Annotated in this window: 17 protein-coding genes and 1 pseudogene; 8 read left to right on the top strand and 10 right to left on the bottom strand. The window is 67.0% G+C overall.

Going from position 1 to position 25,400, the window contains the following annotated elements; genetic code table 11:
* The first annotated feature begins 184 nt into the window (after window positions 1–184).
* A complete protein-coding gene (locus CQ039_RS14640; protein ID WP_105561866.1) occupies window positions 185–2,719 on the top strand; it encodes a TonB-dependent receptor in 2,535 nt (844 codons plus the stop codon).
* A gap of 189 nt (window positions 2,720–2,908) precedes the next feature.
* Here CQ039_RS14640 and mce read toward each other — a convergent pair whose 3' ends face one another.
* The 6 genes from mce to CQ039_RS14665 are packed head-to-tail and all read right to left on the bottom strand — an operon-like array spanning window position 2,909 to window position 10,823.
* Window positions 2,909–3,331, bottom strand: a complete 423-nt coding sequence (mce, locus tag CQ039_RS14645) for a methylmalonyl-CoA epimerase (RefSeq protein ID WP_199183666.1) — start codon at window positions 3,329–3,331, stop codon at window positions 2,909–2,911.
* Window positions 3,331–5,493: a methylmalonyl-CoA mutase gene (gene scpA, locus CQ039_RS14650; protein ID WP_105561868.1), complete on the bottom strand. Its 2,163-nt coding sequence runs from the start codon at window positions 5,491–5,493 to the stop codon at window positions 3,331–3,333. Before scpA ends, mce begins: the two co-directional genes overlap by 1 nt.
* Window positions 5,490–6,872 (bottom strand): methylmalonyl-CoA mutase family protein, encoded by a 1,383-nt coding sequence (locus CQ039_RS14655; RefSeq protein WP_105561869.1) that lies wholly within the window; start codon window positions 6,870–6,872, stop codon window positions 5,490–5,492. The genes scpA and CQ039_RS14655 overlap by 4 nt, the downstream gene beginning before the upstream one ends.
* Window positions 6,873–8,849: an acetyl/propionyl/methylcrotonyl-CoA carboxylase subunit alpha gene (locus CQ039_RS14660; RefSeq protein ID WP_105561870.1), complete on the bottom strand. Its 1,977-nt coding sequence runs from the start codon at window positions 8,847–8,849 to the stop codon at window positions 6,873–6,875.
* 52 nt (window positions 8,850–8,901) lie between these two features.
* Window positions 8,902–9,291, bottom strand: a complete 390-nt coding sequence (locus CQ039_RS16570) for a hypothetical protein (RefSeq protein WP_146112110.1) — start codon at window positions 9,289–9,291, stop codon at window positions 8,902–8,904.
* Window positions 9,288–10,823: an acyl-CoA carboxylase subunit beta gene (locus CQ039_RS14665; RefSeq protein WP_105561871.1), complete on the bottom strand. Its 1,536-nt coding sequence runs from the start codon at window positions 10,821–10,823 to the stop codon at window positions 9,288–9,290. Before CQ039_RS14665 ends, CQ039_RS16570 begins: the two co-directional genes overlap by 4 nt.
* Before the next feature lie 86 nt (window positions 10,824–10,909).
* On the opposite strand from CQ039_RS14665, the gene CQ039_RS14670 reads away from it, so the two are divergent.
* Window positions 10,910–12,364: a short-chain fatty acyl-CoA regulator family protein gene (locus CQ039_RS14670; RefSeq protein ID WP_233190074.1), complete on the top strand. Its 1,455-nt coding sequence runs from the start codon at window positions 10,910–10,912 to the stop codon at window positions 12,362–12,364.
* A gap of 63 nt (window positions 12,365–12,427) precedes the next feature.
* Here the strand turns inward: CQ039_RS14670 and CQ039_RS14675 are convergent, their stop codons facing one another.
* On the bottom strand, window positions 12,428–14,635 hold the full coding sequence (locus CQ039_RS14675; RefSeq protein WP_199183667.1) for a TonB-dependent receptor: 2,208 nt from the start codon (window positions 14,633–14,635) through the stop codon (window positions 12,428–12,430).
* A 194-nt stretch (window positions 14,636–14,829) separates the two neighbouring features.
* On the opposite strand from CQ039_RS14675, the gene CQ039_RS14680 reads away from it, so the two are divergent.
* Together CQ039_RS14680 and CQ039_RS14685 are read left to right on the top strand one after the other, a co-directional pair.
* The gene (locus CQ039_RS14680; RefSeq protein WP_105561873.1) at window positions 14,830–16,356 is read left to right on the top strand and encodes a carboxylesterase/lipase family protein; all 1,527 of its coding nucleotides are present in this window, start codon (window positions 14,830–14,832) and stop codon (window positions 16,354–16,356) included.
* Window positions 16,353–17,048, top strand: coding sequence for a TetR/AcrR family transcriptional regulator (locus CQ039_RS14685; RefSeq protein WP_105561874.1), 696 nt, complete (start codon window positions 16,353–16,355; stop codon window positions 17,046–17,048). The genes CQ039_RS14680 and CQ039_RS14685 overlap by 4 nt, the downstream gene beginning before the upstream one ends.
* Before the next feature lie 105 nt (window positions 17,049–17,153).
* Here the strand turns inward: CQ039_RS14685 and CQ039_RS14690 are convergent, their stop codons facing one another.
* Window positions 17,154–18,656: a CoA-acylating methylmalonate-semialdehyde dehydrogenase gene (locus CQ039_RS14690; protein ID WP_105561875.1), complete on the bottom strand. Its 1,503-nt coding sequence runs from the start codon at window positions 18,654–18,656 to the stop codon at window positions 17,154–17,156.
* A gap of 104 nt (window positions 18,657–18,760) precedes the next feature.
* On the opposite strand from CQ039_RS14690, the gene CQ039_RS14695 reads away from it, so the two are divergent.
* From CQ039_RS14695 to CQ039_RS14710, 4 genes are all read left to right on the top strand, one after another.
* Entirely contained in the window at window positions 18,761–19,645 is an 885-nt protein-coding gene (locus CQ039_RS14695) for a LysR family transcriptional regulator (protein WP_105561876.1), read from the top strand.
* 148 nt (window positions 19,646–19,793) lie between these two features.
* The gene (locus CQ039_RS14700; protein ID WP_105561877.1) at window positions 19,794–20,543 is read left to right on the top strand and encodes a response regulator transcription factor; all 750 of its coding nucleotides are present in this window, start codon (window positions 19,794–19,796) and stop codon (window positions 20,541–20,543) included.
* Entirely contained in the window at window positions 20,543–21,889 is a 1,347-nt protein-coding gene (locus CQ039_RS14705) for a FecR domain-containing protein (protein ID WP_158255960.1), read from the top strand. Before CQ039_RS14700 ends, CQ039_RS14705 begins: the two co-directional genes overlap by 1 nt.
* A 3-nt stretch (window positions 21,890–21,892) precedes the next feature.
* Window positions 21,893–24,169 (top strand): CHASE2 domain-containing protein, encoded by a 2,277-nt coding sequence (locus CQ039_RS14710; protein ID WP_105561878.1) that lies wholly within the window; start codon window positions 21,893–21,895, stop codon window positions 24,167–24,169.
* On the opposite strand, the gene CQ039_RS14715 is transcribed toward CQ039_RS14710, so the two are convergent.
* Window positions 24,166–24,666 carry a hypothetical protein gene (locus CQ039_RS14715; protein WP_105561879.1) on the bottom strand — a complete coding sequence of 167 codons (501 nt, stop codon included), beginning with the start codon at window positions 24,664–24,666 and terminating at the stop codon, window positions 24,166–24,168. The two genes, CQ039_RS14710 and CQ039_RS14715, sit on opposite strands and share 4 nt — an antisense overlap.
* A 95-nt stretch (window positions 24,667–24,761) precedes the next feature.
* Window positions 24,762–25,400 (bottom strand): annotated as a pseudogene (locus CQ039_RS14720) (peptidase M56); the annotation flags it as partial.

Raw genomic sequence — 25,400 nt, forward strand, 5'->3', positions numbered from 1 at the left:
AAATAAGGGGGCGGCGTCCGACGGACGCCGCCCCTTCGTTCGTTAGATCACTGTCGAGCCTGCTGTGACATTTGCGCGTCATTACAGGCTGTTAATCTGACAGAGGCGCGGACGTCATTTTTCGGCGACCATCAGTCTCCAAGCAGATCGACACCCTAAGCTTTCGGTCTAGCCAGGACTCCTCATGTCGCCCGTCGTTCTGCTTCTTGCCCTTGCCTCGCTCGATCCCAATGCGGACACGGCGACGACAGCGCCTGTCGCGGCGCCGCAGACCCAGACGCCGACCGTCCCGGCCATCGAGGATCAAGAAGCCTATGACCTGGGCGAGATCCAGGCCGTCTCGACCAAGCGTCGCGGCGCGGCGCTGGGCGACTATGAGCCCGAGCTGGTGCTGGATGAGGAACAGCTGAAGGCCTATGGCGCCAGCAGCATTCAGGAACTGATGACCCTGCTGGAGCCGGTGACGCGCAGTTCGCGCGGCGGCTCGCCGGTCTTCCTGGTCAATGGACGGCGCATTTCGGGCTTCCAGGAAATCCGCGGCATCCCGCCCGAGGCCATCGAGCGCACCGAGATCCTGCCCGAGGAAACCGCCCTCTCCTACGGCTACAGCGCCGACCAGCGGGTGGTGAACTTCGTCCTCAAGGCCAATTTCCGCTCGCTGACCATGCAGGCCAGCGTCCGCCGCCCCGACGAGGGCGGCCGCACGGTCAGCGATCTGGAAAGCAACATCCTGCGCATCGCCGGCAAGCAGCGCACGACCCTGGATCTGGAATACGAGAACGACACCCCCCTGTTCGAGACCGAGCGCGACATCCAGCGCGAGGACGGCGATCCCACCGCCTACCGCACCCTTCTGGCCAAGCAGGAACAGGCGTCAGTGGCCGGCTCGGTGGTGCGCGATCTGAACGACACCACGGCCCTGACGCTGAGCGCCAGCCTGGAGGACACCTCGCGGCTGTCCTACCAAGGCCTGCCGAGCGTCCAACTGGCCCTGCGGCCGTCCAGCATCTCGGAACGACTATATCTGAACGCACCCGACGCCCTGTCGCGCACCACCGACACCCTGGAGGGCAAGGTCGGGGCCCTGGTGGACGGCTATCTGGGCGACTGGCGCTGGACGCTAACGGGCGGCTACGACCGCACCGAGACCAAGACCCGCACCGGGCGTGGGCTGGATCAGGAGGCGCTTCAGGCCGGGATGACGGCGGGCACGATCGATCCGTTCGGCGAGGCAGACCTGCTGCCGCGCCTTCCTTTCGACACTGCCCGGTCTGTGTCGAGCAGCGGCAACCTTGAGGCCGTCATCAACGGCACAGCCTGGGAGGCACCGGCGGGCGCCCTGACCTCGACCTTCAAGGTCGGCTTCGACACCCAGACGCTGGATTCCGAAAGCCTGCGCTATGATGCGGACCAGAAGACCAGCGTCTTCTCCGAGCGTTCGCTGTCGCGCGACCGGACCAGCGCATCTGGCAATTTCAACCTGCCCATCGCCAACCGCGACCGCGAGGTTCTGGGCATGCTGGGCGACCTGTCGGCCAACCTGAATCTGGCCTACCAGGACCTGTCCGACTTCGGCGGGCTGTCATCCTACACCCTGGGGCTGAACTGGTCGCCGTGGAGCCCGATCAACTTCAACGTCAGTTGGAGCGACGAGCAGAACGCCCCGTCGATGTCGCAGTTGAACGACCCCACCATCTCGACCCCCAATGTGCCAGTCTACGACTTCGCCACTGGCCAGTCGGTCAACATCACCCGCATCGAAGGCGGCAACGCGGGCCTGTCCGAGGAAACCAAGCGCATCCTCAAGCTGGGCTTCAACTTCACACCGTTGAAGGACAAGGACCTGCGGCTGACAGCCAACTACAGCCGCACCGAGGTCGAGGGTTCCATCGCCGCCTTCCCGACCATCACCCCGGAACTAGAAGCCGCCCTGCCCGAGCGCTTCACGCGGGATCTCGATGGCAATTTGCTGTCGATCGACGCCCGTCCGCTGAACTTCCAGAAGGCCGAGCAGCAGGAAATCCGCTGGGGTCTGAACTTCTCGACCCCGTTCGGCAAGCCGGACCCGGCGGCGGCCGCGCGCATGGGCCAGCGCGGCCCCGGCGGTGGCGGCACAATGCGCGTCGAAGGCGGACCGCCTCCGGGCGGCGGTGCAGGCAGTCCTCCGCCCCGCGGCGGCATGCGAATGCAGATGGGCGGCGGACGCGGTGGACGCGGCCCGGCCATGCAACCCGGCCAGGGTCGTTTCAACGTCTCGCTGTACCACACCTATCGCATCCAGGATGAGATCACGATCCGCGACGGCCTGCCGGTTCTGGACCTGCTGGACGGGGCGGCGACCGGCTCGCGCGGCGGCCAGTCCCGCAACGAGGTCCAGTTCCAGATGGGTCTGTTCAAGAGCGGCATGGGCGGCTTCCTGAACGCCAACTGGAAGGAATCTACGCGGATCAACGGCGGCGACGACGCCAGCGACCTGAGCTTCTCGGACCTGACGACGGTCAACCTGAACCTGTTCGCCGACCTGTCGTCGCGTCAGACCTGGGTGACCAAATATCCCTGGCTGAAGGGCGCGCGGGTCAGCGTCGGTATCGACAACATCTTCGACCAGAAGCTGGACGTGCGGAACGGCCTGGGCGAGACGCCCCTGTCCTACCAGCCCGACTATCTGGACCCGTTGGGCCGGACCTTCCGGGTCAGCTTCCGCAAGATCCTGTTCTGACCATCTCCTCTTCCGTCATTCCGGGGCGCGAAGCGAACCCGGAACCCAGACGCCTGACGTATCCCCGCCCATGCCATTGAAGTCACGGCCTGGGCCCCGGATCGTCCCTTCGGGCCGTCCGGGGTGACGGAAATGGGGGGCAGACGCAGCCAAGAAAAAGGCCCGGTCATCGACCGGGCCTTTTGACTGTCAGTGCGCCTCTTTCGGCGTTTCCATCAGTTCGATCAGGACGCCGCCCATCTCCTTGGGATGCAGGAAGACGACCGGGGTGCCGTGGGCGCCGATGCGCGGCTCGCCCGTGCCCAGGATGGTCACACCCTTGGCGCGCATCTGGGCGACGGCAGCGTGGATGTCAGCCACCTCGAAGCAGACGTGGTGCTGGCCGCCCTTGGGGTTCTTGGCCAGGAAGCCAGTGATCGGGCTGGTTTCGTCATAGGGCTCGATCAGTTCGATCTGGGCCGTGGGCGTATCGATGAAGCAGACCTTCACCCCCTGCGACGGCAGGTCGAACGGCTCGCCGATCTTGGTCGCGCCCAGGATGTCGCGATACAGCTTGATCGAGTCCGCGATCGAGGGCGTGGCGACGCCGACGTGGTTCAGATTGCCGATCATTATTTCGTCTCCGCCGGCGTCGGTTGGGCATAGCCCAGACGCAGGTTCAGCTTTTCAATCAGGTCCGCCGCCGTCTCGGCGATCACCGAGCCGGGCGGATAGACGGCCGCCGCGCCCATATCGAGCAGCGGTTGCACGTCCGACGGCGGGATGACGCCGCCGACCACGATCATGATGTCCTCGCGGCCCAGCTTTGCCAGTTCGGCGCGCAGTTCCGGGACCAGCGTCAAATGCCCCGCCGCCAGCGACGAGGCGCCGACCGCGTGGACGTTCTTCTCGACCGCATCCTTGGCCGCCTCGGCGGGTGTCTGGAACAGCGACCCGGCGGTCACGTCAAAGCCGATGTCGCCATAGCCGGTGGCGACCACCTTCTGGCCCCGGTCGTGGCCGTCCTGACCCAGCTTAGCGATCAGGATGCGCGGCGGGCCGCCGTCGTTCTCGACAAAGGTGGCGACCATGTCGCGGGCGCGGGCGACCTTGGGATCATTGCCCGCCTCCTTGCCATAGACGCCCGAGACGGTCTTCACCGTGGCGACGTGGCGGCCGAAAGCGGCCTCCAGCGCGTCCGAAATCTCGCCCACCGTGGCCTTGGCGCGGGCGGCCTGAACCGCCAGTTCCAGCAGGTTGGCGTCGCCGCGCGCCCCGGCGGTCAGGGCTTCCAGAGCCGCATCCGTCGCCACCTGATCGCGTTCGGCGCGCAGGCGTTTCAGCTTGTCGATCTGGGCGGCCAGCACGGCGGCGTTGTCGACCTTCAGCATCGGAATGTCGTCGGGCGTATCGTTCAGATAGCGGTTCACGCCGACCACGGTCTGCTTGCCGGTGTCGATGCGGGCCTGGGTCTTGGCCGCCGCCTCTTCGATGCGCAGCTTGGGGATGCCGGCCTCGATGGCCTTGGCCATGCCGCCCGCCGTCTCGACCTCGGCCATCAGGGCGCGGGCGCGGTTCGCCAGATCATGCGTCAGCCGCTCGACGTAGAAGCTACCGCCCCAGGGGTCGATGGTGCGGGTCAGGCCCGTCTCCATCTGCAGCAGGATCTGGGTGTTGCGGGCGATCCGGGCCGAAAAGTCGGTCGGCAGGGCCAGGGCTTCGTCCAGGGCGTTGGTGTGCAGGCTCTGGGTCTGACCGCCCGCCGCCGCCATGGCCTCGACCATGGTGCGCGAGACATTGTTGAACACGTCCTGCGCGGCGAGGCTCCAACCCGAGGTCTGGCAGTGGGCGCGCAGCGACAGCGAGCGCTGGTCCTTGGGTGCGAACTTCTCGGCGACCTTTTCAGCCCACAACAGGCGGCCGGCCCGCATCTTGGCCACCTCCATGAAGTAGTTCATGCCGATGGCCCAGAAGAAGGACAGGCGCGGCGCGAACCGGTCCACGTCCATGCCGGCGTCCACGCCCGCCTTGATGTATTCCAGACCGTCCGACAGCGTATAGGCCAGCTCGATGTCCGCCGAGGCCCCCGCCTCCTGCATGTGATAGCCCGAGATGGAGATGGAGTTGAACTTCGGCGTCTCCTGCGCAGTCCAGGCGAAGATGTCCGAGATGATCCGCATCGAGGGCGCGGGCGGATAGATGTAGGTGTTGCGGACCATGAACTCCTTCAGAATGTCGTTCTGAATGGTTCCGGTCAGGGCCGCGTGCGGCACGCCCTGTTCTTCGGCCGCCACGACATAAAGGGCCAGGATCGGCAGCACCGCCCCGTTCATGGTCATGGACACCGACATCTGGTCCAGCGGGATGCCGTCGAACAGGGTCCGCATGTCCAGAATGCTGTCGATGGCCACGCCGGCCATGCCGACGTCGCCCTTTACCCTTGGATGGTCGCTGTCATAGCCCCGGTGGGTGGCCAGGTCGAAGGCGATGGACAGGCCCTTCTGGCCCGCCGCCAGGTTGCGACGATAGAAGGCGTTGGATTCCTCGGCGGTCGAGAAGCCCGCGTACTGGCGGATCGTCCACGGATTACCCGCGTACATGGTCGGATAGGGCCCGCGCATATAGGGCGCAAAGCCCGGCAGGCCGTGGATGGCGTCGAGGCCTTCCAGCGCCTCGGGGCCATAGGCGGTTTCCACCGTCAGACCCTCTGGCGTCAGCCAGGGATCGCGCGTCGGGCCAGCGCCCGTCGCGGTCAGGTCCAGATCGACCTTGGAGAAGTCGGGGAAGGCGCTCATTGGGCGGCCTCCTCGGACGCGACTTCAAAGGGCGCGGCGAACCGCACCGGGGTCAGGGCGCCGCCGTGTACCGGGACGAAGGCGGGATCGGTCGTCTCGACCGGCGCCGGGCGCGGATCAGGATCGACGTATTTGGTGACGCCGACCATGTGGCGGGCGCCGTCCTTCAGCGCCGCTTCCAGCTGGCCGCGCGCGCGTTCGACGCGCGGCTGGATCAGATGGTGCTTCAGGGCGTCGACCACGCCGCCTTCAGCTTCGATGGACTGGAACTCGGTCCAGCCCGCCTCGGCCAGATCGCGGGTGCGGCTGTCCAGGAACCAGGAACCGGCGACGGGGTCGTCGACCCGGCCCAGATTGGCTTCTTCCATCAGCACCAGCTGGGTGTTGCGGGCCTGACGGCGGGCGAAGGCGTCGGGACGGCCCTCGGCGCGGGTGAAGGCGTCCAGCACCACCACATCGGCGCCGCCCACGGCGCCAGCGAAACCGGCGGCGGTCAGGCGCAGCAGGTTCGGCCACGGATCGCGGGCCGACAGCATCCGCCGCGACGAGCGGGCCTCGATGATGGCGGGCGTCTCATGGCCAAAGGCCCTGGACAGGCTGGCCCAGATCAGGCGCATGGCCCGCACCTTGGCCAGGGCGTCGAAATATTCAGCGTCGACCGACACGCCCAGGACCACGCCCTTCAGCGCCTGTTCGGCGCTCAGGCCCGCCAGAACGGCAGCCTTGACGTAGGCGACGGCGGAGGCGGCGGCGAAAGCCAGTTCCTGTCCCGCCGAACCACCTGCCTCATGCACCACGCGGCCCGAGGCCAGGAACAGTCGGGCGTCGGGATAGGTCCCGGCCAGACGCGCGGCGGCTTCGGCCGCCTCGGTCACGGCGGCGTCGATCGGGCCTTCACCCGCCTCGGCAAAGGCCGAGATGGGGTCCATGTGGAATTGCAGCTGGGCGCGGGGCGAACCCTTGGCCACAGCCGCCAGAGCCTCGGCGGCCTTTACGCCGTCAAAGCCCGCGTCCAGCGCCACCGGCGCCAGTTCCAGAGCCACGCCGTCCAGCGCGGCGGCCAGCGTCGCCTCGTCGGTCGTGAATACCCCCTTCAGCACCACCGAGGCGGCGCCGTTTTCAAGGTCGGTCAGGACGGCGGCCCTGATGGCCGCCACCTCGTCGCCCTCGACCAGGGTGCGCAGGTCCCACGCCCGCCCCTCGGCGTCCGTGGTGCGCGGCGCGCGAAGCGCCTGCACCCCGGTTGCGTCGGCATAGAGCGGCCGGATGATCAGGCCGTCGGCGTCGAGGTGGAGCAGGCTTTCGATCGCCCGCCCCTTCAGCGCCTTCTCGGCCTGTTCCCGCCATTCCAGCGGGCTCGGCGTGGGAAAGGTCGTCATTTACGCAAACTCCACCAGCACGTCGTCGGCGGCGACCGGATCACCGGCCTTGGCCCCGACCGCCTTCACCACGCCGTCACGCTCGGCCTTGAGGATGTTCTGCATCTTCATGGCTTCGATGATGGCGACGGTCTCGCCCGACTTGACCTCCTGCCCCACGCTTACGGGGATGTCGACGACCAGACCCGGCATGGGCGACAGCACCAGCTTGGAGGTGTCGGCGGCGATCTTTTCCGGCAGACGCTGATACATCTCGGCGGCGCGCGGGGTCAGGACGCGGACGCGGGCCCTGGCCGCCCGGTGGCGGATGTCGAAGCCGTCGGGGGCACGCTTGACCTCGGCGGTGAAGGGCTCGTCATCAAGCACGGCGCGGAACTGGGCCATGCCCGGGCGCCAGTCGATCTCCGACAGGGTCAGGTCGCGCTCGTCCAGCGAGATGACCAGATCCTCGGCCTCGTCATAGGACAGCGACACCGCGTGGCCTTCACGGCCGATCAGCACGGTCCAGTCGGTGCGTTCCGACGGATCGCCCGCCTGCTCGGCCAGGACCTCGTTCATCGCCGCGGCCACGGTGATGAAGATGTCCTTCTGCGCCTCGCTGGGCTCCAGACCGCGGAAGCCGTCGGGGAACTCGTCCTTGATGTAGCTGGTCGACAGCTCGCCGGACTTGAAGCGGTCCTGATCCATCACCGCCGACAGGAAGGGCACGTTGTGGCCCAGACCCGACAGGTGGGTGTCTTCCAGCGCGCGGGCCATGCCCTCGACGGCGGCGTCGCGCGTTTCGCCCCAGGCGCACAGCTTGGCGATCATGGGGTCGTAGAACATGCTGATCTCGTCGCCCTCGCGGACGCCAGAATCGTTGCGGACCGTATAGTCCCCCTGATCACCCTCTTCCGGCTGCTCATAGCGCACCAGACGGCCGATCGACGGCAGGAAGCCGCGATAAGGGTCCTCGGCGTAGATGCGGCTTTCGATGGCCCAGCCGTTGATCGACAGGTCTTCCTGTTTGAAGCCCATGGTCTCGCCCGCCGCCGAACGGATCATCTGCTCGACCAGATCGACGCCGGTGATCAGCTCCGTCACCGGGTGCTCGACCTGCAGACGGGTGTTCATTTCCAGGAAGTAGAAGCTGCGGTCCTGCCCGGCCACGAACTCGACCGTGCCGGCCGAGTCGTAGTTCACGGCGCGGGCCAGAGCCACGGCCTGATCGCCCATGGCCTTGCGCGTTGCGTCGTCCAGCAGGGGCGACGGGGCCTCTTCGATGACCTTCTGGTTGCGACGCTGGATCGAGCATTCGCGGTCGAACAGCGAGACGATGTTGCCGTGCTTGTCGCCCAGCACCTGAATCTCGATGTGGCGCGGATTGACGATGAACTTCTCGAGGAAGACGCGGTCGTCGCCGAAGGCGGTCAGGGCCTCGGCCTTCACCGCCGCAAAGCCTTCAGCCATGTCGGCGTCGGAATGGGCGACGCGGATGCCCTTGCCGCCGCCGCCAGCCGAGGCCTTGATCATGACCGGATAACCGATCTCGTTGGCGATCTTCACCGCCTCTTCGGTCGATTCAATCAGGCCCATGTGGCCCGGCACGGTCGAGACGCCCGCTTCAGCGGCGAACTTCTTGGACGTGATCTTGTCGCCCATGGCCTCGATGGCGTGCGGGTTCGGGCCGATGAAGGTGATGCCCTCGGCCTCCAGACGACGCGCGAAGACCGGGTTTTCCGACAGGAAACCAAAGCCGGGGTGAACCGCCTCGGCGCCCGACTGACGCACCGCGTCCACGATCTTGTCCTGGATCAGATAGGACTGGGCCGCGGGCGACGGGCCGATGTGGATGGTCTCGTCAGCCATCTCGCAGGCCAGCGAACCGGCGTCGGCGTCCGAGTAAACGAGCACCGTCTTGATGCCCATCTTGCGGCAGGTCTTGATGATGCGAACCGCGATCTCGCCCCGGTTGGCGATGAGGATTTTCTTGAACATCAGAGGGTCCTACCGACGGCTTGGATGCGTCGTGAAAAACAATTTGAAAGTGTCAATCGAGTAGCCCCCATGTGAAGGGAGCATTGTCAGTAATGGCGTCGACCATCAGCACATGATCAGCCGCGCCGCTTGGCCAATGGCCTGCGAATACGGACTGTCCATTCGAAAAGCGCAGTTCGTAGACGCCGCCGTGATGCTGGATTTCAATAAGATTCGTTCCGATCATCGGGCCGATCATTGGAGCAAATACATACCCGTGAACGTCGCTACCGACAGTTGGACTCGCAGTCGAAGATAACCAGCCGCTCCAACTGATCCGATAGCTATGCGGCTCACGCGACAGTTCCAGCCAACCCTCGAACAGGCTGATGCCCAGCCAATCGAACCGGGCACCAGCCAGTGCGGCATTAACTTCCGCAAGAAACTCAACGTCGCAGGTCACAGCGGAATGTTGTCGTGCTTCTTCCAGGGATTTTCCTGGGTCTTGTTCTTCAGCGTGCGCAGGGCCTTGATCAGGCGACGGCGCGTGCCGTGGGGCATGATGACGTCGTCGATGTAGCCGAGCCCCGCCGCCACGAAGGGGTTGGCGAAGCGTTCCTTGTATTCGGCCTCGCGCGCGGCCAGGGCCTCGGGATCGCCGGCCTCCTTGCGGAAGATGATCTCGACCGCGCCCTTGGCGCCCATGACCGCGATCTCGGCGGTAGGCCAGGCGTAGTTGACGTCGCCGCGCAGGTGCTTGGAGCTCATGACGTCATAGGCGCCGCCATAGGCCTTGCGCGTGATGACCGTCAGCTTGGGCACCGTGGCCTCGGCATAGGCGAACAGCAGCTTGGCGCCGTGCTTGATCAGGGCGCCGTACTCCTGCTTGGTGCCCGGCATGAAGCCCGGCACGTCCACCAGGGTCACCAGCGGGATGTGGAAGGCGTCGCAGAAGCGGACGAAGCGCGCGGCCTTGCGGCTGCTGTCGATATCCAGAACGCCCGCCAGCACCTGAGGCTGGTTGGCGACGATGCCGACCGACTGGCCGTCCAGACGGCCGAAGCCGCAGATGATGTTCTTGGCGAAGTCGGCGCCGATCTCGAAGAAGTCGGCCTCGTCGACCGTCTTCAGGATCAGCTCCTTCATGTCATAGGGCTGGTTCGGATTGGTCGGGACCAGGGTGTCCAGCGACGCCTCGTCGCGATCCGGCTCGTCATAGCTGTCGCGCACCGGCGGCTTTTCGCGGTTCGACAGGGGCAGGAAGCCGATCAGGCGGCGGACCTCGGACAGGGCCTCCAGATCATTCTCGAAGGCGCCGTCGGCGACCCCCGACTTGCCGGCATGAACGCGGGCGCCGCCCAGGTCCTCGTGGCTGACGACCTCGTTGGTGACGGTCTTCACCACGTCCGGACCGGTCACGTACATGTAGGACGTGTCCTTCACCATGAAGATGAAGTCGGTGATGGCGGGCGAATAGACGTCGCCGCCTGCGCACGGGCCCATGATGACCGAGATCTGCGGGATGACGCCCGAGGCGAGCGTGTTCTGCAGGAAGATGTCGGCGTAACCGGCCAGGCTCTCGACGCCTTCCTGAATGCGCGCGCCGCCCGCATCGAACAGGCCGATGATCGGGGCGCCGGCGGTCAGGGCCATCTTCTGGATCTTGACGATCTTGGCCGCGTGGGCGCCCGACAGCGAGCCGCCGAAGACGGTGAAGTCCTTGGAGAAGACATAGACCAGACGACCACCGATGGTGCCGCGCCCGGTGACGACGCCGTCGCCGGGGATGCGCTGCTGGTCCATGCCGAAGTCGTGGCTGCGATGCTCCACGAACATATCGGTCTCTTCGAAGCTGCCTTCGTCCAGCAGGACTTCGATCCGTTCGCGCGCGGTCAGCTTGCCCTTGGCGTGCTGGCTCTCGATGCGCTTCTGGCCACCGCCCAGTTTGGCGGCGGCGCGACGGCGCTCAAGCTCCTCGAGGATGGCCTGGCTCATGGTTTGGGCGACTCCCTGCAATCTTTGACGATCACCAAGCCGCTTCGTTGCAAAAAGGCAATCGCAACTTTGCAAAAGGGGCGTAAGTGCGTAAGCCTGCCAAGGTCGATGGGCTGTTTTGCAAAGTTGCGATGGCGGAAAAACTCTATCTCGGGGCCAAGGTGCGCAAGCTGCGCGAGGCGCGCGGCTGGACGCTGGAAGCCTGCGCCGGGCGGCTGGCCCTGTCGCCCAGCTACCTGTCGCAGATCGAGACCAATCAACGCCCGGCGACGGCGCGGGTTCTGATCGCCCTGACGCGGGCCTTCGATGTGGACGCCAGCCTGTTCGATCTGGACGGCGACGCCCGCCTGATCGCCGACCTGCGCGAGGCCGTCACCGACGTGGCCGGCCACGCCGAGGCGCCCTCGCCGGTCGAGCTGAAGCAGGCGGTGACCAACACCCCCCGGCTGGCGCGTCAGTTCCTCGCCCTGCATCAGGACTATCGCCGGCTGGACGAGCGGCTGAAGACCCTGAACGAGACCCTGGGCCGGGACGAGCGGGCGCAGGCGGCGCCTGCCCTGCCCTATGAGGCCGTCCGCGACTTCTTCCACTATCGCGACAACTACATCGACGTTCTGGATCAGGCGGCGGAAGCGCTGGCGGAACAGCTGGGGCTGGGTGCGGGCGGCCATCCTGAACGCGATCTGGAGGCGGCATTGAACGACCTGTGCGGGGTCCGCCTGGCGACCGGCGAGGGACGCGGGGCCATGCGGCGCTTCGACCCGACGGCGCGCATCCTCTATGTCGACGCCAGCCTGCCCGGCGCGACGCGCTCTTTCCTGATGGCGCACCAACTGGTGCTGCTGCGCTTCCACGACCTGATCGAGCACGAACTGGACCGGGCGGCCTTCGACATTCCGGCCGCGCGCGACGTCTGCCGGGTGGGTCTGGCCAACTATGCGGCTGGGGCCCTGCTGCTGCCCTATCGCCGCTTCCTCGAGGCGGCGCGCGAGCTGCGTCACGACGTGGACCGCTTACGGAACCGTTTTCACGTCAGCTTCGAACAGGTCTGCCACCGGCTCTCGACCCTGCAACGCCCCGGCTGGCGCGGCGTGCCCTTCTATTTCGCGCGGGTGGATATGGCCGGGAACATCACCAAGCGGCACAGCGCCACGCGGTTCCAGTTCGCCCGCTTCGGCGGCGCCTGCCCGCTGTGGAACGTGCACGAGGCTTTCGGCGCGCCGGACCGCATCCTGGTCAATCTGTCGGAGATGCCCGACGGCTCGCGCTACATCTGCATCGCCAAGAGCGTGTCCAAGCCGGGCGGGTCCTACCTCGAACCCGACCGCCGCTACGCCCTGGGCCTCGGCTGCGAGATCGAACACGCAGATCAGCTGGTTTACGCCGCAGGCCTCGACCTGAACGGCCCGCCGACCCGCATGGGCGTCAGTTGCCGCATCTGCGAGCGCACCGACTGCGCCCAGCGGGCCTTCCCGCCCATCGACCGGACCCTGCGCGTGCCTGAAAACGTGCGCGGCGTCATCCCCTACACCTTGAGCTAGGGTGCAAAAGAAAACCCCGCCGGACGGACCGGCGGGGCTTCAGTTTTTCCGGGGCTGGAAACCCTAGAAGTTGGCGGTCACGCTCAGCGTCACAGTGCGCGGCGCGCCGTAGAAGCCGATGACGGAATCCCCGGTGATGGGCGCCGGGAAGTTGTAGCCGCCGGCGCGATAGCGTTCGTCCGACAGGTTGCGACCCGCGAGACTGACCCGATAACGACCGTCCGGCGCGGTCCACATCAGGGTGGCGTCATAGAGCCAGTAGGCGCCCTGATCGAGCAGCGGGATCGGCGTCTCGAACATCTGGGTCGCCCCGCGATACGAGGCCATCGGCGTGAAGATGAGCGAGCCGCGATCACCCAGATCGACGCTGTAGGGCAGCGCGATGTTGGCCGTCCAATCCGGCGTGTTCTGGAAGTGGCGTTCGTCCGCCATGTTTTCGCGCTGGCCGGTCAGCGGATTGAAGGTGACGAACTCGTTGAACTTGGCGTCCAGGTAGCCCAGCGTCAGACGCGGTATGAAGCTGTCGGTGATCCGCGCGCTGGCTTCCAGTTCCCAGCCCCAGATCTCGCTGGAGCCGGCGTTATCGACGAAGCTGACGACCGAGGTCGGCGGAATGAAGAACTGCGAGGTGATCTGCTGGTCGGTGTATTCCGACTTGAACAGGGCCGTAGCGAAGTTGATGCGACGATCCAGCAGCGAGCCCTTCAGCCCGATCTCGTAGGTATCGACCAGTTCGGGCTGATAGCCGTTGACCGTCTCGGGGTAGAGGCTGGCGTCGCCGCGCATGTCGAAGCCGCCCGACTTGAAGCCGCGTCCGAACGAGGCGTAACCCGTTAGTTCCGGCGTGAACTTGTAGCTGGCGCTAATCCGGGGCGTGAACTCCGAATAGTCGTCCGAGTTGGTGTAGTCGGTCAGGGGCGCGCCCAGCGGAACGGCTGCGGCGTTGCCGAAGAAGGGACTCTTGATGCCCAGATAGTTCTGGCGCAGTTGATCGACGCTCTTCTTGTCCTTGGTCCAGCGCCCGCCGACCGACAGCGACAACTGGTCCGTCAGATCGTAGCTGAAGTCAGCGAAGACGGCGAAGCTCTCGGTATCGACCTTGCCGCCGGTAAAGGTGGTCAGATTGGCCAGGCCGACGACCGTGTCGAAGGCGCCTTCCGCCGAGGCGTCCATGTAGAAGACGCCCGCGACGCCCTGCCAGCGCTCGCCCTCGAACAAGACCTGGAATTCCTGGGTGAACTGGCTGTCGGCATAGTAGCCGGGGATGTCGAGGATCGGTTGCGGCAGACCGTCGAAGTCGATGCCGTCGCCCTTGGTGTCGCCGTCGCGCCAAGCCGTCACGGACTTGAGGGTCACGGCGTCGTTGACGTTCCATTCCCCGGTAAAGGACAGGCCGCGTGTGCGCACATAGCCGTCGTCGCCGATGCCCGCGCGGGTGTCGTAGATGCCGTCGGTCATCGGCGCCTTCAGGCGATAGCCGTGACGGGCGTTGGACTCGTCCTCGGTGATGTCGCCCGCCAGGCGGAAGAAGAGGTCGTCGGTGGGGGTCCATTCAACACTGACGCGACCCGCCGTGACGTCCTTATTGTAGTGCTCAGCGCCCGTGGTCAGGTTCGTGCCGTAGCCGTCGCGGGTATAGCGAGCCACCGCGCCGCCGATGCGCAAGGTGTCGGTCAGCGGGGTCGAACCCGAGGCGATCAGATCGACCTGATTGTAGCTGCCGTAGGCGCCCTTCAGCGTCAGTTCGGGGTCCTGGCTCAGGCGCTTGGTGACGTATTTGATCGCGCCGCCGATGGTGTTGCGGCCATAGAGGGTGCCCTGGGGCCCGCGCAGGACCTCCAGCCGCTCGATGTCGAAAATGTCCAGCACGGCGCCCTGCGGACGGGCCACATAGACGTCATCCACGTAGAGGCCGACGCCTGGCTCGAAGCCCCACAGCGGGTCCTGCTGACCGACCCCGCGGATAAAGCTGGTCAGGGTCGAGTTGGTGCCGCGCGCGATCTGGACCGTGGCGTTCGGGGTCTGCTGCTGCAGGGTGGTGATGTCGGCGGCGCCGGTCTGCTCCAGACGCTCAGAGCTGACGGCGGTGACAGCGACCGGCACGTCCTTCAGGCTTTCCTCGCGGCGGCGCGCGGTGACGACGATGTCGTCGACGCTGGAGGCCTGCTCAGTGTCCGTCGCCTGCTGGGCGAAGCTCGGCGCCGCGCAGAGCGAAGCCGTGATGAAGACGCTGGTCATCAGCGCCAGACGCAACTGTCCTGTCGTTCGCATTCTCGTTTCCTCTCCAGGCGCGGTCGTTTGGTCGCCGCTGATCTGAGTTGGTCTGACGGTGATCCGCGAACGGCCCCGCTGTCAACATCATTCATTCCTGCATGAATGAAACTTCATTCAACGGCTCGACAGCTGGGCGAGCGTTGTTCATTCTCAAATGAACGAGCGCGGCGAAGATCGCGCCTGGAGGAAGAATGATGGATCAGGTCAATCTGGCCGCGACCTCGCCTGTCGCACACACTCCGTCCGGCGTCCTGCGCGGTCGACGTGAAGGAGCAGCGAACGTATTTCGCGGCGTGCCCTATGCCGCCTCCCCCGTCGGTGCGTTGCGCTGGAAGGCGCCGCAGCCGTTTCCGGCCTGGGACGGCGTGCGCGAGGCGATAGCGTTCGGCCCCTCCGCCCCTCAGGCCGGTCCCGCCGACGTGGCCGACATCGTCGCCATCGGCGGCGCGCCGGACCCGAGCGCTGAAGACTGCCTGACGCTGAATGTCTGGGCGCCCGCCGAGACCAGCGCCCCCGCCCCGGTCATGGTCTGGCTGCATGGCGGATCGAACCGGATGGGGGCCGGGTCCCTGCCCTTCTACGACGGCGCCGCCTTTGCACGTGACGGGGTGGTGCTGGTCAGCGTCAACTATCGTCTGGGCCAGCTCGGCTTCTTCGCCCACCCGGCGCTGAGCGCCGAGGCCGCGCCCAGCGAACCGCTGGGCAATCAGGCCCTGCTGGATCAGATCGCGGCGCTGGAATGGGTGCGCGACCATGTGGCAGCCTTCGGCGGCGATCCCGCCAATGTCACCCTGTTCGGAGAATCCGCCGGGGGGCTCGACATCCTGGCCCTGATGACGACGAAGCGGGCGCGCGGCCTGTTCCACAAGGTCGTTGTCCAGTCCGGCGGCGGCTGGTTGCCCGCCACGCCGCTGAAAACGGCGCAGGACCGCGGCGCGGCGGCCGCGACCGCGCTCGGCCTGAGCAACCCCGACGCCGCCGCCCTGCGCGCCGTCACGCCCGAGACGCTGACAGCCATCGAAGGCGCCTTTGGTCCGGTCATCGACGGTCGGCTGCTGGACCGCGACCCGATCAGCGCCTTCGCAAGCGGCGACTTCGCCGACGTGCCGCTGATGATCGGCGTCAACAGCGGCGAGGATTCCCTGCTCAACTACGGCGGCGGGCTGAAACGCTTTGGCCAGTTGATCAAGCCGAGCGCCAAGCTGGCCGCCCTCTATCCCGAAGCGAACGGGGACGAGGAGCAAATGATCCGCCTCGGCTTCCGCGACTTCGCCTTCGCCGCCCCGGCGCGCTGGGTGGCGTCGCGCCCGCGCCGGTCGAAAGCCTGGCTCTACACCTTTGACTATGTGGAAGAAGCCCGGCGCGAGACCATGCCGCGCGCCAACCACGCCGCCGAGATCTTCCACGTCTTCGAGACCCTGGACCACCGCCCCGACGGCGCCCCGCCCGCAACCGAGGCCGACCGCGCGGTCAGCGCCGCCATGCACAAGCGCTGGGTCGGCTTCGCCAGAACGGGCGCGCCGGGCGCCGACTGGCCCGCCTATGTCCCTGCCGACGACGCCTGGATGGTGTTCAACGACACGCCCGGCGGCGAGGTGAAGCGCGGCTGGTGGAAGGCGGCGCTGGACCACCATGGGCGTAAAGGGAAGCTGCTGATCCTGCTGCTGCGGTTGCGGGATCGCCTGAGAACCCTGTTCTCGGCTAAAGTGAATCGATGACCGCCACCGAAACCAAGCCGCGCCCCAGGGCGAAAGCCAAGGCCCCGCCCAAGCCCAAGGCCCAGCGCCGCGAGGAGACGACGACCCGCATCCTCGACGTGGCCGAAGCCCTGTTTGCACGCGACGGCCTGCACGGCGTCACCCTGAAGGCCGTGGCCAAGGAGGCGGGCGTCGATACGGCCCTGCTGCACTATTATTTTGACGACAAGAACCGGCTGTTCTCAACCGTCTTTGGTCGCCGGGCCGAGGTGGCGAACCAACTACGCCTCGACAGTCTGGACCGTTATGAGGCTGAGCATGGCGACGCCATGACGGTGCGCGGGGCCATCGACGCCTTCCTGCGTCCGCTGTTCGTATTGTTCGATCAAGGCGACCCGGCATGGCTGAACTATGCGGCTCTAGTGGCCCAGGTGAACAACACCCCGGTCTGGGGCGGCGACACCATGCACCAGCATTTCGACCCGGTGATCCACCGCTTCATCGGCGTGTTGAAACGAATATCTCCCGAGACGCCTGAGCGTCAGGTCTACTGGTTCTATCACCTGCTGTCGGGGTCGCTGACCCTGTCGCTGGCCCAAACCGGCCGCATCGACGTCCTGTCCGGCGGCCTGTGCAAGTCCTCGGAAATGGGCGCCATCTGCGACGCCATGGAGGCCGTCTTCACCGGCGGTTTCGAAGCCATCCGCCGCTAGAGCGAAATCGGTTCAGATGCGCCGCATCTGAACTGAGATCTTCGCTTCAAAATCATGCCCAAAGAAAAACCCGACCTCAGCGCCTGAGGTCGGGTTCCTGTCTCATCAGCCCATCGTCGGGATGACGAAGGAGCTGTCCGCGTGCTCCAACTCGCTGTCGGGCCAGCGAGCCGTGACCGTCTTGGTCTTGGTCCAGAAGCGCAGACCTTCCATGCCGTGCTGGTTGATGTCGCCAAAGGCCGAACGCTTCCAGCCGCCGAACGAGTGATAGGCCACCGGCACCGGGATCGGCACGTTGATGCCGACCATGCCGACGTTGACGCGGGCGGCGAAGTCGCGGGCCGCGCGGCCGTTCTGGGTGAAGATGGCGACGCCGTTTCCGTACTGGTGCTTGCTGGGCAGGCTCAGGGCCTCCTCGAAGCTGGCGGCGCGCATGATCTGCAGCACCGGGCCGAAGATTTCTTCCTTGTAGGATTCCATCTCCGGCTTGACCTGGTCGAACAGCGACGGGCCGATGAAGAAGCCCTTCTCGTGGCCTTGCAGGCTGAACTCGCGGCCGTCGACGACCAGTTCGGCGCCTTCCTCGACGCCCTTGTTGATCCAGCCCAGGACCTTGTCCTTGTGGGTCTGGGTGACGACCGGGCCATAGTGGGCCTCGGCGTCGGTCGAGACGCCGACACGCAGGTTGGGGATTTCCGAGACCAGACGCTCACGCAGTTCGTCGGCGGTGCGCTGACCGACCGGCACCACGACCGGCAGGGCCATGCAGCGCTCGCCGGCCGAGCCGTAGGCCGCGCCGGTCAGGTCCTTGATCACCTGATCCATGTCGGCGTCAGGCAGGACGATGCCGTGGTTCTTGGCGCCGCCCATGGCCTGGACGCGTTTCCCGTGATGGGCGCCCATCTGATAGACGTAGTGGGCGATGTCGGACGAGCCGACGAAGCTGACGGCGTGGATGTCGGGGTGGGTCAGGATGGCGTCGACCGCCACCTTGTCGCCGTGGACGACGTTCAGCACGCCCTTGGGCGCGCCGGCCTCCATCATCAGTTCGCCCAGACGCACCGGCAGCGACGGATCGCGCTCGGACGGCTTCAGGATGAAGGTGTTACCGGCGGCGATCGCCATGCCGAACATCCACATCGGGATCATGCCGGGGAAGTTGAACGGGGTGATGCCCGCCACGACGCCCAGCGGCTGACGCATGGAATAGACGTCGATGCCCGGACCGGCGCCCTGGGTATATTCGCCCTTCAGCGCGTGCGGGATGCCGCAAGCGAATTCAATGACTTCCAGGCCGCGCTGAATGTCGCCCTTGGAGTCGGCGATGACCTTGCCGTGTTCCGAGGACAGCAGCTCGGCCAGCTCGTTCATGTTGGCCTCGACCAGGCGCTTGAACTCGAACATGACGCGGGCGCGGCGCTGCGGGTTGGTGCTGGACCAGCCCTCGAAGGCGGCCTGGGCCGACTGGACCGCGCGGTCCATCTCGGCGACGGTCGCCAGTTGGACGCGGGCCTGAACCTCGCCGGTGTTGGGGTTGAACACGTCGCCGAAGCGACCCGATGCGCCGTCGAAGGCCGCACCGTCGATGAAGTGGCGAATGTCGCGCATGGTGGCGTTTCCCTGTGTGTCGTTGTGTTCGTTTCATCATGGCCTAGCAGAGAGATGGCGCGCCACCCATTGCAATCTTGCATCCTATGCTGTGCAGTTCTGCAATGTTCGACTGGGACGACGTTCGTATCTTCATCGCCGCCGCGCGGGCGGGCTCGCAGGCCACAGCGGCGCAAAGGCTGGGCATCGACGCGGCCACGGTCGGGCGACGCGTGGCGCGGCTGGAGACGGCGCTGAAGTCGACCCTGGTGGTGCGCTCGGCCTCGGGCCTGCTGCTGACGGCGGCGGGGGCGCAACTGCTGGAGACGGCGCTGGACGCCGAAAGCGCCATGGCGGCAGCCGAGCGGGTGACGCGGCCCGACCTGATCGCAGGCACCGTGCGGATCAGCGCCTCCGAAGGCTTCGGCGGCGCCGTCCTGGCCCCTGCCCTGCCAGATCTGCTGGCGGCGCATCCGGGCCTGAACATCGAACTGGCCGCCAGTTCCGGCTTCCTGTCGCCCAGCCGCCGCGAAGTGGACATGGCCATCACCCTCAGCCCGGCCGCCAGCCCACGCCTGATCGTCGAGCCGCTGACGCCCTATCAACTGGCGCTCTATGCCTCGCCCGAGCACCTGGAACGGCATGGCGCGCCCCAGCGCGTGGACGACCTGCCGGACTTCGACATCGTCGGTTATGTCGATGATCTGATCTATGCGCCGGAGTTGCACTACCTGGACGAAATCCGCCCCAACCTGCGTCCGCGCCTGGCCTCCTCATCGATCCGGGCGCAGCGGGACATGATCGCGGCTGGCGGCGGGATCGGGGTCCTGCCCTGCTTCCTGGCCGAGGGGCTGACGCGTATCCTCCCCCACCACGTCCTGATCGAGCGCCGCTTCTGGCTCAGCACCCACCGCGAGGTCCACGGCACAGCCCGCCTGAAGGCGGCGCGACGCTGGATCAAGACCCTGTGCCGCGACGCCGCTGAACGGCTGTCGCCCTATGCCGCCTAAGGCGAAATTTCGCCTTCAATCATGGTTATGTGATCAAGCTTCACTTGATAGTCAGAAGTGACGCAATTTTACATTCTGACCGGCTGACTTTGGCCACAACCCAGAAATGGCGGGCTATGGTCAAGGCGACCGCGGAGCGTAAAGTAAAATGAAGATCGCCCTTCTCGACGACGACCCAGTTCAGTTGGAGACCATGGCCACGGCGGCCGAAGGTCTGGGCTATCGGGCCGTGCTCTTCTCTCGCGCCCAGGCGCTGATCTCGGCGCTGCGCAAGGACACTTTCGACCTCCTCATTGTGGACTGGAACCTACCTGATCGCTCCGGCCTGGAGGTTCTGGCCTGGGCCCGCACCAATCTGCGCCCGCCGCCGCCGATGTTGCTGGTCACCAGTCGCGCCGAGGATGAGGACATTGTGGCGGGTCTGAACGCCGGCGCCGATGACTACCTGCCCAAGCCCCTGTCGCCGTCAGTTCTGGCCGCCCGCATCAATGCCCTGATGCGCCGTGCCTACGCCCAGCCTTCTGCGCCGGGCGCCGAGATCCTGGGCGACACCGTCTTTCACGAATCCGCCGGCGCCGTGACGCGCGACGGCCAAACCGTGGTGCTGACGGCCAAGGAATTCGCCTTGGCCCGACTGCTGTTCCGCAACCTGCATCGCGCCCTGTCGCGGACCTATATCCTTGAGACGGTCTGGGGCAACGAACCCAATCTGAACAGCCGTTCGCTGGACATGCACATATCGCGCATTCGCACCAAGCTGAACCTGCGGCCCGAGCGGGGCTTCCGTCTGACGCCCATTTACAGCTACGGATACCGTCTGGAGCGCGCCGGCGCGGCGGATGAAGCCGTCGCAGCGGCCGCGAACACGATTGCGAACGCGGAAGAGACTTCGGGATGATGCAAAAGCGGGCGATGGCCGCCGGGGTTCTGGCGTTGCTTGTATCCACCTCGCCCGCCCACGCCCAGTCACGGGCGACCGCCGCGCCCGATGACGCCATCGACTATCGAGTCCAGCGCGGCGACACCCTGATCGATCTGGCTGTCGCCTACCTCAATCGTCCAGCCGACTATCGTCAGGTCCAGCGCCGCAACCGAGTCGCCAATCCTCGCCGCATGGCGACCGGGCGCAATCTGGCCTTTCCTGTCAGCCTGCTGCGCGCTGACCCGGATCAGGCCCGAATCGCCAGCTTCCGCGGCGCCGTCAGCCTGACGCAAGGCCCGGCCACAGGTGCGCCCAGCCAGGGGCAGACCGTGTCCGAAGGGGCGATCCTGACCACCGGCGCCAACGCCTTCGTTCGACTGGCCCTGTCCGATGGCAGTCATGTCGTCGTACCCTCCAACAGCCGAGTGCGTTTGACCCGTCTGCGTCGCTACGCGCTCAACGGCGCGGTGGATCACGCCATGACGGTCGAGGCCGGTCGCGCTGAGTCCCGCGTCACGCCGCGCCAACGGCCCGGCGGCTTCGTCGTCCGCACGCCCGTCTCGGTCTCCGCCGTGCGCGGCACCGAGTTCCGCGTCGCCTTCGACGACGCCGCGGACCGCTCCGCCACCGAGGTCATCGAAGGCCGGGTCGAGGTCGAGTCCGGCGACGGCCTGGTCGAAACCGTCGCAGCGGCCGCCGAAGGCGTAGCCGCCAGCGCGACCGGCGCCATCCTCGTTCCGCTTCTGCCTGTGCCCGCCCTGACCCGCCCTGACGAGGTTCAATCGGGGCGCGAAGCCGTCTTCGACATCGACGCCCTGTCAGGCGCGGACCGCTATCGCGGGCGACTGGCGTCGGATGCGGGCATGATCGACGCCTTCGCCGAGACGGACTCTGCTTCGGGCGAGCCGCGCCTGACCTTCGCCGACCTGACGGACGGCGCCTATTTCCTGCGGCTCAGCGCCCTGTCGCCCGAGGGGGTCGAGGGTCGCAGCACCACCTATAGCTTCATTCGGGCCCGCAACGGCGTCGGCGGCCTGGCGTCCAGCAATTCGGCCCTCGACGGTCGACGCTTTTACCGCTTCCGCTGGGAGGCCGAGGGCGAAGGCGAGGCCCAGTTCCGCTTTCAGTTGTCGAGGGAAGACGCAAATGGCGCGCCCGAGGGAGCACCGCTGATTGATCATCCTGGCCTGACCGACCAGGCCTTCACCCTAACCGACCTGCCGCCCGGCGTTTACACTTGGCGGGTTCAAGGCACGCGCCATCGCTTTGGTCGTCTGTTGCAGGTCTGGTCCGAGCCGCAGCAACTGCGCATCGGACGCTGATCCATGGCCGACGTCCGGCCGTTGGGCGCCAGGCTGACAGGTCGCCGCGCTCTGATCGAGTGGGGCTTGGTCGTCGCCCTGACCGCCCTGGTCGTCGGCTGGCTGGCGCTGGGCTCCGCCGCCGACCGTGCTGACAATCTGGCCTATGACGCCCTGATCCGGCTTCAGGACGGCCCTGCCGACGAAGCGGTCGTCATCGTCGCCATCGACGACCGTAGCCTGCAGACTCTCGGTCGCTGGCCGTGGCCGCGCGCGATCCACGCCGACCTGATCGACCGATTGACCCAGGCCGGTCCTCGCGCCGTCGCCTACGACGTTCTGTTCACCGAGCCGGAAGCCGGAGACCCAGCCCTGGCCGCGGCGCTGGCGCGCGCAAAGAACGTCTATCTGCCCCTGCTGGTCGATGCGCCGGGCGAAGACGGCGCCCCCTGGCGGGTCAGCGAGCCGGCCGCGCCGCTGGTCGAGGCCGCCGCCGGCCTCGGCCACGTGAATCTGACGGTGGATGGCGACGGGGTGATCCGTCGCCTGCCGCTCTACATGCAGGGCGGCGATCAGGTCTGGCCGCAACTGATCCTGCCGCTGGCCCAAACCCGCGTCGCCGCGCCCTCGCCCGATCCCGACGCCGCCTCGCCCGACGCCCTGATCGCCGCTCGATCCGAGGCCATCGCCTATCGCGGTCCGCCGGGACGGTTCCGCACCCTGTCCTTCACAGATGTACTGAGCGGCGAAGTCCCCACCGCCTTTTTGAAGGACAAGCTGGTGCTGGTCGGGGCGACCGCGCCGGGCCTGGGCGATCGCTACGCCACGCCGGCGGCGCCCCAGGGCGAACTGAGCCCCGGCGTCGAGATTCAAGCCGCCCTGTTGCAAACCCTGCTGGAGGGCGGCGGCCCGCGCACCCTGTCCCCGCCCTGGGTGCTGGCGCTGTCGCTGGCGCCGCTGGCCCTGCTGGTGGGCGGCTTCCTGTTCCTGCGGCCCTTTGCCAACATGGTGCTGGGCGCGGGGCTGATCCTCCTGACCCTGGTCGCCAGCCTGACGGCCTTCCTGACGGCCAATCTGTGGTTTCCGCCGACCGCCGCCGTCGCGGGCCTGGCCCTGGCCTATCCCTTCTGGAGCTGGCGGCGTCTGGCCGCCGCCTCGGCCTATATGCAGAGCGAGGTCGAGACCTTCGAGCGGGACGCCCCGTCTCTGCCCGGCACGACCCTGGCCTCGTTCCGGCCCCAAGGCGACGTGGTGTCAAAGCAGGTGGATACCTTGCGCGCCGCGTTGAAACAGCTTCGCGATCTGGATCGTTTCATCTCGGACGCGCTGCGCAGCCTGCCCGACGCCACCGTGGTCGCCGATCCGACGGGCCGCGTCCTGCTGTCCAACGACCGGGCGCGGGACCTGTTCGGCCCCGAGTTGGACGGTCAGGCTGACCTGGCGGCCCTGTTCCAGTCGCTCGGCGAGCCGTCGTGGCGTCGGTTCCTGATGGCCGAAAACGCCGATCCCGGCGACATCCAGACGTCCGGCGGCCGAACCATGAAGGTCGCCGCCGCCGCCCTGACCGACGCCTCGGGCCAGCCCATCGGTCACATCGTCCGCTTCGCCGACATGACCCTGTTCCGTGTCGCCGAGCGCCAGCGGGAACAGGCGCTGCAACTGCTCAGCCACGACATGCGTGCGCCCCAGGTATCGATCCTGACCCTGCTGGAAGGCAGCCAGAGCCGGACCGACCCCGCCTTCGAGCGCCGCATCGGCGACTACGCTCGCCAGACGCTGGATCTGGCCGAAGGCTATGTGCAACTGGCGCGCGCCGAGTCCCAACCCTATCGGGCCGTGGTCCTCGACCTCGGGCAGGTTTTGATGGACGCCGCCGACACCCTGTGGCCTCAGGCCTCGGCCAGGGGCGTAACCATCCAGACGCCGACGGGCGAAGATGAATACCTGGTCGAGGGCGACCCCGCCCTCTTGCGCAGACTCCTGACCAATCTTCTGGACAATGCGCTGAAATACGGGCCCGCAAAGGGCGTCATCGCCTGCACCCTGGACATCGAGGCGCCCGACGACGGCGACCTCTGCGTGGTCCGCATCAGGGATCAAGGGCCAGGCCTCTCCGCCGAGGCGGCGCGGCGACTGTTCCAGCCGTTTGGTCACGGTGACGCCGACCACAGGGGCGCGGGTCTGGGCCTGGCCTTTGTCCGCACCGTAGCCGAACGTCACGGTGGCCATATTCGTTATGAAGCCGGGGCGGTCGGGGCCACCTTCGTCCTGACCCTGCCTCGTGTGATCGAGGCGGACTAGGGCTTCAGCTCGGCCACCACGGCGGCGGCCAGAAGGTCCAGCGCCTCATCGGCCCGGCGCGGCCCGACCGTGGTCGCCGCACTGGCCTGATAGGCCCCCGGCTCAGCCTCGGGTCCATGCAGCGTCAGGGTCAGACTGTGGGTCAGGCGCTTGGCGCCCCACCATTGCGGCACGACCGGCGCATCCAGCCAGTCGCCCTCTCGCGCCGAAACGTCGGAATAGGCACCGGTCTTCTGCGGCCGCACGGCGTAGGAGGCCTCGATCCGCCAGGCGGGAGCCTCGCGCGTTTCATGCCAGCCGCGCGCGTCCAGTTGGGTGCGAAGCGCCGCCTGCACAGCCTGATCCGCCGCAGATGCCGGATCGGACGCCATCAGACGATAGGTCGGCGCCGTATCCGGCAGGGCGATCGGCGGGGTCGCGACGACCTTGGGGCCAGACACGCAGGCGGACAGCGAAACGACAGAAACGGCGGACAGGATCAGGAAACAGCGGGCCATGCCCCAGCCTATCGCCCCATCCGCCCGCGAGCCATAGACGAAAGCTCTGCCGTGCGACGCGCGCCTCACGACAGAGCCCTTGCGACGTGGCGAGCCTAGATCGGCTCTTTCGCCCGCGTCGCCAGTTCTTCCGCCCGACGATCCAGGTCAGCGGCCTGTTCCACCAGTTTCGGGCCCAAGGCGATCAGTTCGGCGTCGGTGACGATGTTGCCCTGCTCGCGGTTGCGAGCGATCTGCTCGGCGCGATAGGCGGGATCGCGCAGGCGGACGGCCTCGCGGCGCATGTTGTCTGCGCCGCGATGCATATTTTCCGCGCCACGGCCCATCTGTTCACGCGCCTGGACACGCGCCCGAGCCGCGACGACGCGGGCCTCATCGCCCTGCCGACGGGCGACAGCCGCCTGGATGCGCGCCTGTTCAGCCTGTTGGCGAGCGACGGCGGCCTGGGCGCGGACCTCAACCGCCTGACGACGGGCCTCCTCGCCCTGCTGGCGGGCGACCGCCGCTTGGGCGCGGGCCTCGGCCGCCTGTTGGCGCGCCGCTTCCCCCTGACGACGAGCGTCGGCGGCCAGAGCCCTAGCCTCTCGGGCGACCGCCTGAGCGGCATCGGCCTCGGCGCGTTGTTCCGGCGTGGCGTTCTCGAAATAGAAGCCGTTCGACGAGTAGTAGGTGGTCACACGTCCGGGCGGCGGAGCCGGCGGTGCGGGGGGCGCCGGCGGTGCAGGCGGGGCGAC

It is taken from the genome of Brevundimonas sp. MYb52 (assembly GCF_002979535.1).
GTDB lineage: Bacteria > Pseudomonadota > Alphaproteobacteria > Caulobacterales > Caulobacteraceae > Brevundimonas.